Raw genomic sequence first — 14,510 nt, 5'->3', positions numbered from 1 at the left:
CAAACCTCAATTCTTAGGCTTTTTCCTGTTATATTTATTCATCGCCGCATCTACGCCCTCGGACAGGATCATCTCCACAGCCTCTGCCGCATCATTGATCCCTTCATCCACAAGCTTGCGGTCACTGTCCGAAAAATGACCCAGCACAAAATCTGCCAGATCCCAGTCTTTCGGTTTCGCACCGACACCAACACGGATACGGATAAATTTTTCAGTTCCAAGGCGGCGGATGATATCCTTGATCCCGTTATGTCCGCCCGCACTGCCCTTTTTGCGGATACGAAGCTGCCCAGGCTCCAGATCGATATCATCGTAGATCACGATCAGCTCTGTCTCCGGATCGATCTTGAAATAGCCGGACATCTCCTGGATCGGACCGCCGCTTAAATTCATATAGGAAAGCGGTTTCATCAGAATAGCTTTTTCACCGCCGATGATACCTTTTCCATACATGGCATTAAATTTTACGCCGCCCTGCGGGATATTATGCTTCTCCACAAGACAGTCAACGGTGTCAAAGCCCATATTGTGGCGTGTAGCCTCATACTGCTTTCCCGGATTTCCCAAACCTGCAATTAAATACATAAAAACTCCTCAGCTGTAATTCACCTGTTTCAATGTCAGCCTTCTTATGCCTTAAGGCATACAAATGCTCTGATCGTATCAGTTGAAATATACCATCTCATCAGCAAGTGGCTCACAAACTTCTACATGCTCTGCGTAAAGTACGATTCCCTCTCCCTGATATTCCATTCTCTTCTCAAACGCAACCTTCGCAGTAACATCCACCCACTGGCCTTCTGCGATCTTCGGAGCAAAAGCGCTCTTGCAGATGTAACCAAGGAATGTGGTATCATCTGCACAGCATGTCATGGCTGTTCTTCCGGGAACAAAGAATTTGCTTCCCATTCCACGCGGCTTCAGGGCACGTGCTTTAAAGTGAACGGTTTTTCCGACATAACGGTCCGGATGATCCATGGAATCCACAAACCAGATACCATAATCCTCCGGAAGGATATCGATCACCGGCGCATCAATATCAAATGGCATCTCATCCTCAAAAAGATCACCAAGCTCGCCCTCTTCATCCTCAAAGATAATCTCCGCACGCTGGTTCACCACCTTGATGCTTCTTCTGTAAGAAGGAAGCGGGTCGTTCTCCTGGCAGCGGTTAAAGATAACCATATCCGCATTGCGGACCATGTCCATAAAAAGGGACTTCATATTCGCCATATAGACTTGGAATGTGCTTGCATCCACACAGGTGATATGTTGCTCCACGCCCCAGCCTTCCGGTTTTTCCATTTCTTCGAATTTACTTACCAGCCACATGCCATTATACTCAATGATCACCCGCTCCGGCTGATGCAAGATCTCCATTGCCGCAAGTCGTTCCGGTGTAAGCTCTTCCTCGCTGTCAATGCTCTCCACAACGGTATTGCACTGTTTCAGTGCTTCCTCATCATATTCTTCCTCACCCTCTTCGCAAAGGATCAGCAGTGTTTTTCCATCGATCTGAAAGTAATCCTGCTGCAGGGTAAAGCTCAGGAAAGAGGTCTTGCCGCTTTCCAGAAAACCTGTGATCAGATAAACGGGTACTCTGGTCTCTTCCATAAATCCATCCTATCAGATACTGTACAATTTAATGTACAGTATCTGTTTCCTTTCTGTAACAATCTATATCTGTATTCCGCTTTGGCTTTGCGTCAAAACGAACATTTATTTTATCATATGCTTTATGCGATCCCGAAAAGCTCCTCCAGTGCATGCTCGTCAAGCTTAGAACCGATCACGCACAGACGGCCTGTATATTCCGGTGCACCCTCACGGATCTCAGTTTCTTCCGGAACCATATCAAAATAGATCCATGTTCCGTCTTCTGCTGGAAGCATTCCCTTTGCACGGAGGATGATACCGTATTTATCAGACTCGGAAAGTGCCTCAAGGATCTTCTCAAGTCCCTCACGTGTATATTTTTTAATAGTCTCACGGCCCCAGCTTGTGAAGACCTCATCTGCATGATGATGGTGGTGGTCATGTCCACAGCCACACTCTCCGTCGTGGTGATGGTGATGCTCATGCTCTTCATGATCATGGCCGCAGCCGCACTCTCCGTCATGGTGATGGTGATGCTCATGCTCTTCATGATCATGGCCACAGCCGCACTCTCCGTCGTGGTGATGGTGATGCTCATGCTCTTCATGATCATGGCCGCAGCCACACTCTCCGTCGTGGTGATGATGATGCTCATGCTCCTCCTCAAGCATCTCCTGCTCCAGGGATACCGGATGCTCCATAACCTCTACCAGCTTCTTACCGTCAAGATTCTCGATCGGAGTTGTAATGATAGCAGCATCCTTATTCAGGCTGCGGAGAAGCTCCAGGGACTCCTGAACCTTTTTCTCACTTGCAATATCAGTACGGCTCATGATGATAGCACCTGCATACTGGATCTGATTATCAAAGAACTCACCGAAGTTCTTCATATACATTTTGCATTTTTTTGCATCAACAACAGTTGTATAGCTGTTCAGTTTAATGTCAACCTCGTCCTGAACACCCTGTACAGCCTTGATAACGTCAGAAAGCTTACCAACTCCTGATGGCTCGATCAGGATCCTGTCCGGATCATATTTGGTAACAACCTCTTTCAGAGAGGTTCCGAAATCTCCTACCAGAGAGCAGCAGATACATCCGGAGTTCATCTCACGGATCTGGATCCCTGCCTCTTTCAGGAAGCCGCCGTCAATACCGATCTCACCGAACTCGTTCTCGATCAGCACTACCTGCTCACCCTGAAATCCATCCTTCAGAAGCTTTTTGATCAGAGTTGTTTTTCCGGCGCCAAGGAAACCGGAGATAATATCAATTTTAACCATTTTGTATACACTCCTTTTAACGTAGTTTGACCAGGAAGTATTATACCCCCTGGTTGTATCCTGTTATGCTCATGATGACAGAGAAAAAAATACCTGTTTCTGTATCTGCTGTCATTATATCCATTTTACAAAACAGACATTCCTATTCTGCTTTATATTCAGATTAATAGAGGGATGTGAAAAGCTCACATCCCTGAAAATCGTTCTTCCTATCAGCCGTTGATCATAAAGTTCATAAGCTTGTCGATATCCTCTTTCTCTGCTGCAACGATCTCAAGCTCCGGGATCTCACCAGCGGAAAAGATGTTTGCAAGAGATACATACTGGGAAAGTTTGGATTTCAGGTTCAATCTGTCTCCCTCTCCTGTTACAAGCTCTACTCTACCCTTGCAGCTGTCAATTACCTCAAAAAATTTATCAATATCTGTAATATGTGTTACTTTCATTTTAAAAATCTCCTTTCTTATTAAAGGGCTGTTCTTAACTCTTTCCGTTAGATTATACCCCAGTGTTTTTAAAAAAGCAATCCCTGCCGGGCAAAAACACTTCACAGATATTCTCTACGGATCTATATATATTTCGTCATATTTCTTCAATTTCAACGGTACAGTCTTTTCTTCCTTTGTTCCATTTCATGAGATAAACCTTAAATCCCAGAGAATCTCTGGCAATGGTAAACGGTTCTTCCCTGAGTACTTCGGATCCCATACCCTGCTCGTTCAGCTCTGCCTGCTTTGTCCTGGCTTTTTCTGTAAGAACTCTAAGTTCTTCATCGGCTTCTTTTCCAAAAGAACGATTCCCATATCCGGATGAAGCTTCCCGCAGCTTTTCAGAAAGGCACATCGTTACCTGGATGTGTTTTGTACGGTGAAGCATTCCTGCCAGTTTCCGTGCTACCCATTTAAACCGAAGTTTCCGGTAAATTTCAAGCCACCTGACAAAGGTACGGTCTCCTGCCTGCCTTGCGATCTCTCCCATTACCTCAAATGCCTTTTCCGAGGGAATCCACGGATTTTCCCTGGGAACAATATACTTTTCCGGAACAGCCGGATAACAGCAGTAATTCAATGGCGGAAATTCCACCAGTGCAGAAAGCTTCTCCTCCAGAGCGTTGCAGCTGTCCCCGCCTATATAATCATATTTGTCGCGGAGGATCGCCAGCCGATATTCCAGCTGCCGTAAGTATTCATACCCTTCTACCCAGAAATGACCGATCCGGCTGTAATCGTAGAGATGTTTTTCCAGAGACAGGGTTTCAAAAAACAAAGTCACCACCGAATCATCCTGGTGAACCACAAGGATGTATTCTCTGCCCTGCCGGCTTAAATCTGCCAGGATCTCGCCCTCGTAATCCGATTTGTATACACCTGTCATACGGGCATTTTCAAAAACAAGAAAGCTTTCTACCGCATCATTCATAAGATACACAAGACGGATTTCGCCGTTTTTTACATAAGAATCCACTCTGTACATATTGTCATCGGACTTTTCCGCAATTGCTTCCGAAAAAGCACTTTCTGAAGCTGCTTTCTGATCCTGCGGATCTTTCTCATCATTCACTGCCACCAGTTCAAACTGATCTTCTCCAAGCAGCTCTGCTAGCTTCTGAAAGGTATCTGGAAGCTCTTCAAAGGCCTTCTCTGAGACATATCTCTCCGGTGCTGTTTTTCCTGCAGTATTATTTCCAGTATCCATCAATTACCTCTTTATTCAGTTTCTCCCCAATAACGATCATGATCTCCTGTCCCAGCTTCGTTGGCCGGATGCAGATCTCATGGCGGGTAGCATTCAGCTCCAGCCATTGTCCATCTTCTTTTCTGAGAAAACCTTTTACGCGAAAAACATCTCCGCAGGATGGATCATTCAGGATCCTTTCTGCAGTTTCATGAAGTTCCTCCTCGCTTTTATGAACGTTCATAAAAAACAGAGAATCAAATCCGCCGCCTTCCGCATAGGATTCCTTCACGTAATCCTCTGCCACATACCCGCAATCCAGGATTTTTTCCAGGTCTGTGTCTGTGAGATCATCCCAGTTTCCGGTGAGAATCTCACTGTCCAGACGGCGCCTGCACTGGATCTGGCCAAGTGCACGGTTGAGATGCTCTTTTGTGCTACTGATCTCTTCCACCGTGGCTTCCTGGCTCCTGCTCAATAATACACAGCCTGCATCTGCCACCTCGGAAGCCAGCAGATAATCCGCTTCCGCTGAAAGATCCTCTGCCAGCTTCGCATCCACAATGGCGATCACATTTCCGATCTCATACCATTTATCCAACGGTTCCTCATGGAGGGCGTCAAAGAACTCATCCACATCAAAGATTCCGGATGGTTCTACGATGACACGGTCGTAACCGCACATTCCCATGGCGATCAGCTTTGTCTTAAATCGCCGTCTGTGACAGTCCGCATCACAGCCCCCGGAAACCATCTCCAGCTCACAGTTGTCACCCATCAGATCCTGAAGCAGCATCATATCCACATTCACTGCCCCGAAATCATTTTCCAGGATCCCGATGTTCATGCCTTTTTTCAAAAGATAGGAGGCATATTTTTTTATAAATGTTGTCTTTCCGGATCCGAGAAATCCGGTTATCAGATCGATCTTTATCATATTTCTTCCTTTACTTTATCAACTCTCCGGAGCATACAGTAAAATAAATGCGAATATATGCTTTACTTATGTTCCGGTCATATTTCAATAATCTCCTGCCCGACAAATGCCGGACTGCTATCAGTATATAATCTTTTTTCCACAAAGAAAAGAGGCGGTCCTGAAAAATCCTCTCAGAACTGCCTCTTTCCGGCTATTTTATCTTTTTATAAACATATATGAAGATTACTTTGTAAACAGATCTACCAGATCCTGGCCATCGTCATAGCCCTGATCTTTCAGCTCCTGAACAAACCACTCATCTACGCCGTCTACCGCTTCTTTGAAGGAATCGATATCCATGTCAGCTTTCTCTGTGAAAGTCACACCGTTTTTGTCTGCCCAGCGTGCTTTGATCTCATCATCGCTGGAACGGTTGATATAACGCTCATACTCTACGGCTTTCTGGCCGCACTCATCAACAACAGCCTGCTGCTCCGGTGTCAGTGCATCGTAAACATCCTGGTTGATACAGAAGAACAGACAGTCATAGATGGCATCCCACATGGAGCAGTATGGCTGTACCTCCTGTACACTGGCTGCATCGATGGCAGGCAACGGATTCTCCTCGCCCTCTACCGTATTCTGCTGAAGTGCTGTGTAAGTCTCGGACCAGTTCATATTTGTGGCATCTGCGCCCCATCTCTTATAGCACTCCATAAGAAGATTAGAGCCGGCTACACGAACCTTCAGATTCTTCATATCATCTACAGATTTTACCTCATGCTTGCTGTTTGTCAGCTCACGGAAACCGTTCTCTGCAATACCCATGCAGTGGAGTCCGTAGCCGTTAAGGATCTCCTTCAGCTTATCTCCGGCCTCGCCGTCAAACTTCGCATCTGCATCATCATAGGAATCATAAATGAACGGCAGGGATACCACATTAAATCTCGGGTCAAATGCAGAGTAGATCAGATTGGAATGCATGGAGATCTGTACCGGATCTCCGTTCATCAGTGCCTGGATTCCCTCGGACTGGTTTCCGTTTGTCAGCTGATCCGCTGCGTAAATGTTAACCTTGACCTTTCCTCCTGTAGCTTTTTCCATGAGCTCACCGAACTTACGTCCTCCGTCAGCCCAGGTGCTTGTCTCTGTTGTGGAGCATGCAAAGTTCCAGGTTGTCTCAGGCCAGTTCAGATCACTGTAATCCTCCACGGTATCTACAGAATCCTCTGTAAAAAGATCTACCAGATCCTGTGCATCGTCATAGCCTGCACTCTTAAGCTCGTTTACAAACCAGTCGTCGATTCCGTCTACTGCTTTCTTGAAGGAATCGATATCCATATCCTCTTTCTTTGTAAAGGTCACACCGTTGCTCTTCTCCCAGCGGCTCATGATCTCTTCGTCGCCGGAACGGTTGATATAACGCTCATACTCAACAGCCTTCTGGCCTGCCTCATCAACAACCTGCTGCTGTTCCGGTGTCAGGCTTTCATAAATATCCTGGTTGATGCAGAAGAACAGACAGTCATAGATTGCATCCCACATGGAGCAGTACGGCTGTACCTCCTGTACGCTGGCTGCGTCGATAGCCGGCAACGGGTTCTCCTCGCCCTCTACCGTATTCTGCTGAAGTGCTGTGTAGGTCTCGGACCAGTTCATATTTGTGGCATCTGCGCCCCATCTCTTATAGCATTCCATGAGAAGATTGGAACCGGCCACACGAACCTTCAGGTTCTTCATGTCGTCTACTGTTTTTACTTCATGCTTGCTGTTTGTCAGCTCACGGAAACCGTTCTCTGCGATTCCCATACAGTGAAGTCCGTACTCACCAAGGATTTCTTTCAGCTTTTCTCCGGCCTCACCATCAAATTTTGCATCCGCGTCATCGTAGGAATCATAGATAAACGGCAGGGATACTACATTGAATCTCGGGTCAAATGCAGAATAGATCAGATTGGAATGCATGGAGATCTGTACCGGATCTCCGTTCATCAGTGCCTGGATTCCCTCGGACTGATTTCCGTTTGTCAGCTGATCTGCTGCGTAAATATTAACCTTGACTTTTCCGCCGGTTGCTTTTTCCATAAGCTCACCAAACTTACGTCCTCCGTCAGCCCAGGTACTTGTTTCAGTTGTAGAGCATGCAAAGTTCCATGTCATCTCCGGCCAGTCAAGATCACTGTAATCCGCGATGGTATTAAAGGAATCACTTCCGTCTCCGGAATCCTTGGAACTCTGGCTTTCTGTGTCAGAAGACTGGTCTCCTGTATAGGAACCCTCTTTTGCAAGAGCCTTCGGAAGAGCTGTGGAAACAGCCGGAATATAAGTGATGATCAGAAGAACTGCAACGGATGCAGCGATCATCGGCATAACTGCTCTGGAGATCTGCTGAAGAGTAACCTCCAGACCTTTTTTGATCTTGATACTGATGGCAACGAAAAGATTTACACCTACCGGAGGTGTTACCTGTCCGATCGCAAGGTTAACTGTTGCCATAACACCGAATGCTACCACATCATAGCCCAGAGCCTTACATACCGGAAGCATGATCGGTATAAAAATGTACATCGCAGAGTTTGCATCAATGAAGCATCCTGCGATCAGGAAAATGATGTTTACGATCAGAAGGAAGGTAAACTGATTATGTGCAATGCCGGCAAGAAGCTCAGATGCCGCATTTGCAATACCAAACTTGGTACATACAAAAGAGAACAGGGAAGCACTCGCTACGATCAGCATGATTCCACCGGTTGTCTTTGCAGAATCCACAAGAATGTCAAACAGATCTTTGAGCTTAACCTCACGGTAGATCACCATACCAACAAACAGACCGTAAACAACAGATACGGCTGCAGCCTCAGTTGGTGTAAAGATACCACCGTAAATTCCCCCGAGGATGATAACCGGCATCAGGAATCCCCAGAATGCATCTTTAAATGTATCCCAGCGCTCTTTTGCGGAAGCTTTTTCACGGGATGGCTGAATGTTATGTTTCTTTGCCTCGATCATAACGATGATCACAAGAGCAACACCCATCAGAAGTCCCGGAACGATACCAGCCATAAACATATCTGCAATAGATACCCCTGTGATAGAAGCGTATACAACGAATGCGATACTCGGCGGTATGACAATGGCGATGGAACTGGAGGTTGCCATCAATGCCGTGGAAAACGGTGCGGAGAAACCGCCCTGCTCAACCATAGCCGGGATCAGAACTGCTCCAAGTGCCGCAACCGTTGCAGGGCCGGAACCGGAGATCGCTCCGAAGAAGCAGGCTACGATAACACATACAATGGCGATGCCGCCCTTTTTATGTCCTACGCAGGTATCTACGAAGTTGATCAGTCGTTTGGAAATACCGGCTTTTGCCATAATGTTTCCGGACAGAACAAAGAACGGGATAGCAAGAAGCAGGAATTTACTGATTCCGGAGTACATATTTGTAGCTACGATCGTCAGAGATGTACCGGAATAAAGGATGGCACATACAGATGACAGACCTAAGCAGATCGCAATGGGAAGTCCCAGGATCAGGAAAACAAAGAAGGAGATAAATAAGATTGCACTGATCATTTATTTGTCCTCCTTTTCATCATCTTTTTTCAGGCAGAAGTCGAGGCAGTACTCAATAAAATGAAGGATCATACAGCCTGCTCCGATCGGCACGAAGGACCAGAAGATCCACTCCGGCCAGTTCAATACGAAAGTTCTCTTGCCGTTTGCCAGCTGTGTAAGAACTTTGTCCATTCCATATTTAAATAAAATTGCGGAAAAAACAATACTCAGGACCGTGATCAGGATCACAGATGGTTTTTCCAGTTTTTTCGGAAGACGGTCCGTAACCAGTGTCAGACTTACCAGTCCTCCTTTTTCACGGCAGGCAAGTGCTGCTGCCAGAAGTGTGATGAGAACAAACACCGCTACAACAAGCTCTTCTGTAAAAGACCATGAGCGATGGATGACCTTACGGGAAAATACATTTCCCACAGTCAGCACAAGGATAAGCAGTGTGGAAATGACCAGTACAATTTTTTCTACTGCTGCAAGTGCGTTCATGAGTTTTTTGTACACTTTCATACTCTTTCCCCTTTTGTATATTTTTCCGGTTTCAGATCCTTACCCCGTGGTTTAAAATGTTTTGGATAAAAAAATCCGTCCCCTTTCAGGGACGGATATAAAATTCCGCAACCACCCTGTTTCTCCATTGAAACAAGCACGATTCTGCAACGTACCGGCATACGCGACTTCTGTAACGGGAAGCACCCGTGAAAACCTACTTACTTGTCTGAAACTTTCGGCTTTCCTTCTCAGGGATGATATTCAAGGCAGTTCCGACGCTGCATCACACCAGTCACAGCTCTCTGAAGACGGTTCCTCTGTCTTTACTGATTCCCTTCATGGAATTTACTTCTGTTATGTGTTAACTCTTTAATGAGCTAAACCAATTCTAACTCTGTTTGTTTTGATAGTCAAGTTTTTTTTTCAAAAACTCCCTCAGGCGTTCTTTCCTTCTCCGGCGAAGTACTCCTTCACAAGCTTTACAACCACACCGGAAAGCAGGAATACTGCGATCAGGTTAGGGATCGCCATCAGACCGTTGAAGGTCTCTGCGATACTCCAGAGAAGTCCGAGATCAACAGTTGCGCCGATGATCGCTACCAGAGAGTACAGTACCATAAAAGGCCTGATAGCTTTTTCCTTAAAAAGGAACTCCGCACATCTGGCTCCGTAAAGTCCCCATCCAATGATAGTGGAAAATGCGAAGCAGCACATGGCAACTGCTGTAAAGATGGAAACCCAGTTTCCGTATGTACTGGTAAAACCGCTGATGGTAAGCTCCGCTCCTGCTGCTGCGCCATAACCAACCGGCACCCCGCTGCAGAGGATGACAAGCGCTGTCAGCGTACAGATCACGATCGTGTCCGTGAATACCTCAAAGATCCCGAAAAATCCCTGTTTTACAGGTTTTCTGGTGTCTGCACAGGCATGTGCGATGGAACCGGTACCAAGACCTGCCTCATTGGAAAAAATACCTCTGGAAACACCTTTTTTCATACTCATGAAAAAGCTTCCTACTACGCCGCCTGTCACAGATGCCGGATTAAATGCGCCTCTGATGATAGCGCTGAAAACACCCGGAACATTTTTCCAGTTGATGATAATTACACCGACGGCAAGAATAATATAAAACAATGCCATAAACGGTACCAGCTTTTCTGTAACCTGGCCGATCCTTTTGATTCCGCCAAGCAGGATCATTGCCACAAGAATCGCAAGGATGATCCCCATAACAAGGTTTACCGTAGAAGTATTGTCTGCAGCGATCACATTGTAATTGATCAGTGCAGAATCAATAGCTGTTGTAATGGTATTAACCTGGGTTGCATTTCCGGTTCCGAAAACAGTAAGCACACCAAAAGCGGAAAACAGATATGCCAGCCAGTGCCAGTGTTTTTTTAGACCATTCTTAATGTAATACATTGGTCCTCCAACCAGATCTCCATTGGCATTGGTTTCGCGGAAATGTACCGCAAGTGTTACTTCTGAAAACTTTGTACACATTCCAAGAAGTGCGGAAATCCACATCCAGAATACGGCTCCCGGTCCTCCGATGGCAATAGCACCTGCCACACCTGCAATATTTCCCGTTCCCACGGTAGCAGCTAACGCCGTACAAACAGCCTGAAACGGTGTCAGACTTCCATCGGAAGCTTCTCTTTTCCGAAGCATACGTCCGATAGTGACCCTGATGGCATAGGGAAATTTCCGAATCTGGAGAAAATTCGTGCGGATACTTAAATAAAGACCTACACCAATAATACAGATCATCGCAGGAACGCCCCAGATAAAATTGTTTACGGCAGCATTCACTGATTCAATAACAGATAACATTCTATAATCCTTCCCTTATTTAATTTTGTCTTTTTGGATTGTACGTTTGTCTGTACAAAAAGACGATTCGTTAGATTATATCACATTTTTTGTCGAATGTATAAGAGAAAAGCTTTATAATTTTACTATGATAAAGAAAGGAAGTGAATAAAAGCTGCCAATCCTGTTGTTAAATATGTGATACACCTGTAGTAAAAATACTTATCTGTGATCAATATCATTTTCCGTATCGTCCAGGAATGTAAATATATATCCCCAGTATTTCTCCAGGATCTTACCTCTGCTTCCATAGATCTCATGCTTTGTTCCGATCATATGGATATAATCACAGCTTGTTTTTCCCTGGCGATTGATCTTTCCGGCAAAATTTTTCAGGGCACGGACAGACACCAGATCTTCCGTCTGGGCCTGAATGAGCAGCATTGGTGCCGTATATTTTTTCCATCCGTAGAGACGCAGATACCAGCTCATTTCCGCAGAAGCCCAGAGCCAGCCGTAGGATGGAGACCAGGTCTGGAGCTCCTTATGTTCTGCACGGAGATTTTTGTATCGCTCGTATCTTGGTTTTGATGTTGCGGAGCTTGTCTCAAAAGAACCGCTGCCATCGTAAGGCTTTCGGCCAGCTACATATTCCTCATCTTTTCCGAAAATGCATTTCTCCAGAGCTATGCCGGTGGCTGCCGGCCACGGAACATTATCTGTAAGAGGACGGATCATCGGAGAAGAAAGGATCACCTTGTGAAACCAGTCCGGCTCCCAGGCTGCAGCAATACCACCGATGGCACCACCCATGGAATGTGCATACAAGTTAAGTGACAGATCCGGATGTGCTTTCTTTATGTAGCGGCATGCTTTCAGAAAATCGCGGATATATCTTCTCCATGTATCGATGTGGACCAGAGACGGGTCTGCGGTAAGACGATAGCTGCGGCCATGGCCGCAATGCTCCGGAATATATACATGATAGCCTTCCTTAAGAAAATAATAGGCCACTTCATCATATTTTACTGCTGATTCTGTGAATCCGTGGCTGATGACTACCACACCTTTAGGCATATCAATATCAGACAGATACTGCAGCATATGGATCTTACCTGTGATTCGTTTGCTTTCGTTACGAAACGGATAATCCGCACCCGGTACATAAAGCTCTCTTCTGTGAGACAGAAGATATGGCGTTACGATATTTTTCATGGTTTCTTCGTATTCATTTTCATGTATGATCTGCATATTGGTTAAAAACCTCCCTTGCTTTTACTGTATTGCTTTTTTGCTTCTCCCAAACTCTGCTTTTCAAAACCCTTCCATGTTGTCACAGCTGTTTTCTTACAGGATAACAGAATTCACTCCTCCAGGCAATCCTTTTTAGACCATTTTGCTCTTTAATTTCCATTAAAAAATGCCCGAACACTTTGATATGTACCGGGCATTTCTTCTATTATTTAATAGAATCTCACAATATCTTCCACATCTTTACGTTTCGGTCTTGCAGGCTCTTCGGCTGCTTTTCCGATGGCGATCACTGCCACTACCGTTTCTGTTTCCGGAATGGAAAGGAGCTCACGGAGTTTGTCTCCGTCACGAAGTCCCATGATCAGGGTTCCATATCCAAGCTCCTTTGCCTTCAGGATCAGATTCTCGTTCTGAAGTCCCAGATCATAGCAGCCCCAGCCGTTTCCGAGTTCATTATCTGGTGTTCCGTCTTTCTGAAATCCGGCATGGTTATGTACAAAGGTTGTAACGATCAGGGAGGCATTCTCTGCTTTTGCCTGGTTCATTTCCGGCAGACATTCTCTGCTGACCTTCTCCACCATCTCTTCGGACATTACACAATAATATCTTCCGGTCTGGGAGTTTTTCCAGCTGGGTGCTTCCTGAGCGGCCCGGATCACTGCAAGAAGATCTTCTTTTGTGATCCTGCTCTCCGGGCTGTATTTACGGATGGTCCTTCTCTCTTCGATCAGTTTCTGAAATTCCATATTTTTCCTCCTTACTGTCCGGTGCCGGATCTGCTTCCGGATCCTGCAGTTATTCCGGCATGGATTTTTATGTTCACACTTTTTATGGAGCTATTTTAACACAATGCCGTATTGAAATCAATTTCAAAACTCCGGCATCGTTACTGTTCATTCTGCGACCATTACTGTTCACTCCGTTCTCAGCAACACGCTTCAAAAAATATTGCCTTGGAACAATAACTGCAATACCACTTATGAAGATTTTTTTTGATTTACCACATAAATTCCCACACAGACAAGAAACAGTGCGATGAGACTTCCCATATTAAATGCCTGACGTACCTCTCCCAGAACCAGTGCAGACAGTATCACACTGAACAAAGGATTTACAAAGCCAAAGATCGCTACCCTAGATACATCATTCCAGGCAAGCAGCACTGACCACAGTGTATAGGCCACTGCAGACACCATTGCCAGATAAAAGATGATCCCGATACCGGCGGCATTTACCACTCCGAAATGTCCTCCCATCCCTTTTCCGATCAGGAACAGAATGATCCCGCCCATGGTAAACTGCGTTCCGCTGAGTACCACCGGAGATACCTTTCTGGAAAAAATATTGATCAGCACCGTGGACATTCCGTAAGAAAACTGCGCGATCAGAATAAATCCTTCTCCTGTAAGCCTAAAACCTGCATCCAGAGAATTTCCCATGAGATTGATCACGACCACGCCGGCAAAACCGAGGACACAGCCGAGCATCTTTCGCCCGGTCATTTTTTCCTTGTGAAAAACAAGGCAGGACAGCAGGATCGCAATAAAATTCCCAAGACCTGTGATAATAGCGCCTTTTACACCGGAGGTATGTGCCACACCTATATAAAAGAAGAAATACTGACATACCGTCTGAGCCATACATACCGGCACCGCATATTTCAGAACAGTTCGATCCGGAAGCAGAACCTTGCGCTCACGCAAAGATGCAAAGATCAGTACAAGGATTCCTGCCAGTGCAAAACGCACACCTGCAAAAACGATCTGACTTGCCGTATCTGCAGAATCCATCTGCATCAGACGGTATCCTGTCTTGATCAGCGGGATCGCACTCCCCCAGAGAAGACAGCAGACGCAGGCAAGCGCTGCTACCACCCAGGTTTTTTTTAATATTGTTTTTGTTTGTTCCAT

At 45.8% G+C, this 14,510-nt stretch carries 12 protein-coding genes and 1 other annotated feature; all 12 genes read right to left on the bottom strand.

What is annotated here, in order from left to right:
* Positions 1-6: 6 nt before the first annotated feature.
* Entirely contained in the window at positions 7-585 is a 579-nt protein-coding gene (gene pth / locus CCC17_RS08135) for an aminoacyl-tRNA hydrolase (RefSeq protein ID WP_015525511.1), read from the bottom strand.
* Positions 586-663: 78 nt separating this feature from the next.
* A complete protein-coding gene (locus CCC17_RS08130) occupies positions 664-1,614 on the bottom strand; it encodes a TIGR03943 family putative permease subunit (protein WP_021651300.1) in 951 nt (316 codons plus the stop codon).
* A gap of 122 nt (positions 1,615-1,736) precedes the next feature.
* The gene (locus tag CCC17_RS08125; protein ID WP_015525509.1) at positions 1,737-2,879 is read right to left on the bottom strand and encodes a CobW family GTP-binding protein; all 1,143 of its coding nucleotides are present in this window, start codon (positions 2,877-2,879) and stop codon (positions 1,737-1,739) included.
* Between the two features lie 212 nt (positions 2,880-3,091).
* Positions 3,092-3,325 (bottom strand): hypothetical protein, encoded by a 234-nt coding sequence (locus CCC17_RS08120; protein WP_015525508.1) that lies wholly within the window; start codon positions 3,323-3,325, stop codon positions 3,092-3,094.
* Between the two features lie 136 nt (positions 3,326-3,461).
* Complete coding sequence (locus CCC17_RS08115) at positions 3,462-4,574, bottom strand: DUF3878 family protein (RefSeq protein ID WP_287082902.1); 1,113 nt, start codon at positions 4,572-4,574, stop codon at positions 3,462-3,464.
* Entirely contained in the window at positions 4,558-5,490 is a 933-nt protein-coding gene (locus CCC17_RS08110; RefSeq protein WP_278635690.1) for a GTP-binding protein, read from the bottom strand. Before CCC17_RS08110 ends, CCC17_RS08115 begins: the two co-directional genes overlap by 17 nt.
* A 225-nt stretch (positions 5,491-5,715) precedes the next feature.
* On the bottom strand, positions 5,716-9,048 hold the full coding sequence (locus CCC17_RS08105; protein ID WP_287082901.1) for a TRAP transporter large permease subunit: 3,333 nt from the start codon (positions 9,046-9,048) through the stop codon (positions 5,716-5,718).
* A complete protein-coding gene (locus CCC17_RS08100; protein WP_015525504.1) occupies positions 9,049-9,552 on the bottom strand; it encodes a TRAP transporter small permease in 504 nt (167 codons plus the stop codon).
* Between the two features lie 84 nt (positions 9,553-9,636).
* Positions 9,637-9,883: a binding site (T-box leader), on the bottom strand.
* Between the two features lie 86 nt (positions 9,884-9,969).
* Positions 9,970-11,367: an alanine/glycine:cation symporter family protein gene (locus CCC17_RS08095; RefSeq protein ID WP_110102704.1), complete on the bottom strand. Its 1,398-nt coding sequence runs from the start codon at positions 11,365-11,367 to the stop codon at positions 9,970-9,972.
* Between the two features lie 201 nt (positions 11,368-11,568).
* On the bottom strand, positions 11,569-12,597 hold the full coding sequence (locus CCC17_RS08090) for an alpha/beta fold hydrolase (RefSeq protein WP_015525502.1): 1,029 nt from the start codon (positions 12,595-12,597) through the stop codon (positions 11,569-11,571).
* Between the two features lie 212 nt (positions 12,598-12,809).
* Complete coding sequence (locus tag CCC17_RS08085; RefSeq protein WP_186582219.1) at positions 12,810-13,346, bottom strand: nitroreductase family protein; 537 nt, start codon at positions 13,344-13,346, stop codon at positions 12,810-12,812.
* Between the two features lie 231 nt (positions 13,347-13,577).
* Positions 13,578-14,510 carry a DMT family transporter gene (locus tag CCC17_RS08080; RefSeq protein WP_173723020.1) on the bottom strand — a complete coding sequence of 311 codons (933 nt, stop codon included), beginning with the start codon at positions 14,508-14,510 and terminating at the stop codon, positions 13,578-13,580.

The sequence above is a fragment of the Blautia sp. LMAG:36 genome, assembly GCF_008680535.1.
Lineage (GTDB): Bacteria > Bacillota > Clostridia > Lachnospirales > Lachnospiraceae > Blautia_A > Blautia_A fusiformis.
Note: the sequence above shows the minus strand (reverse complement) of the source record. Positions and strands in the feature narration are given on the sequence as shown.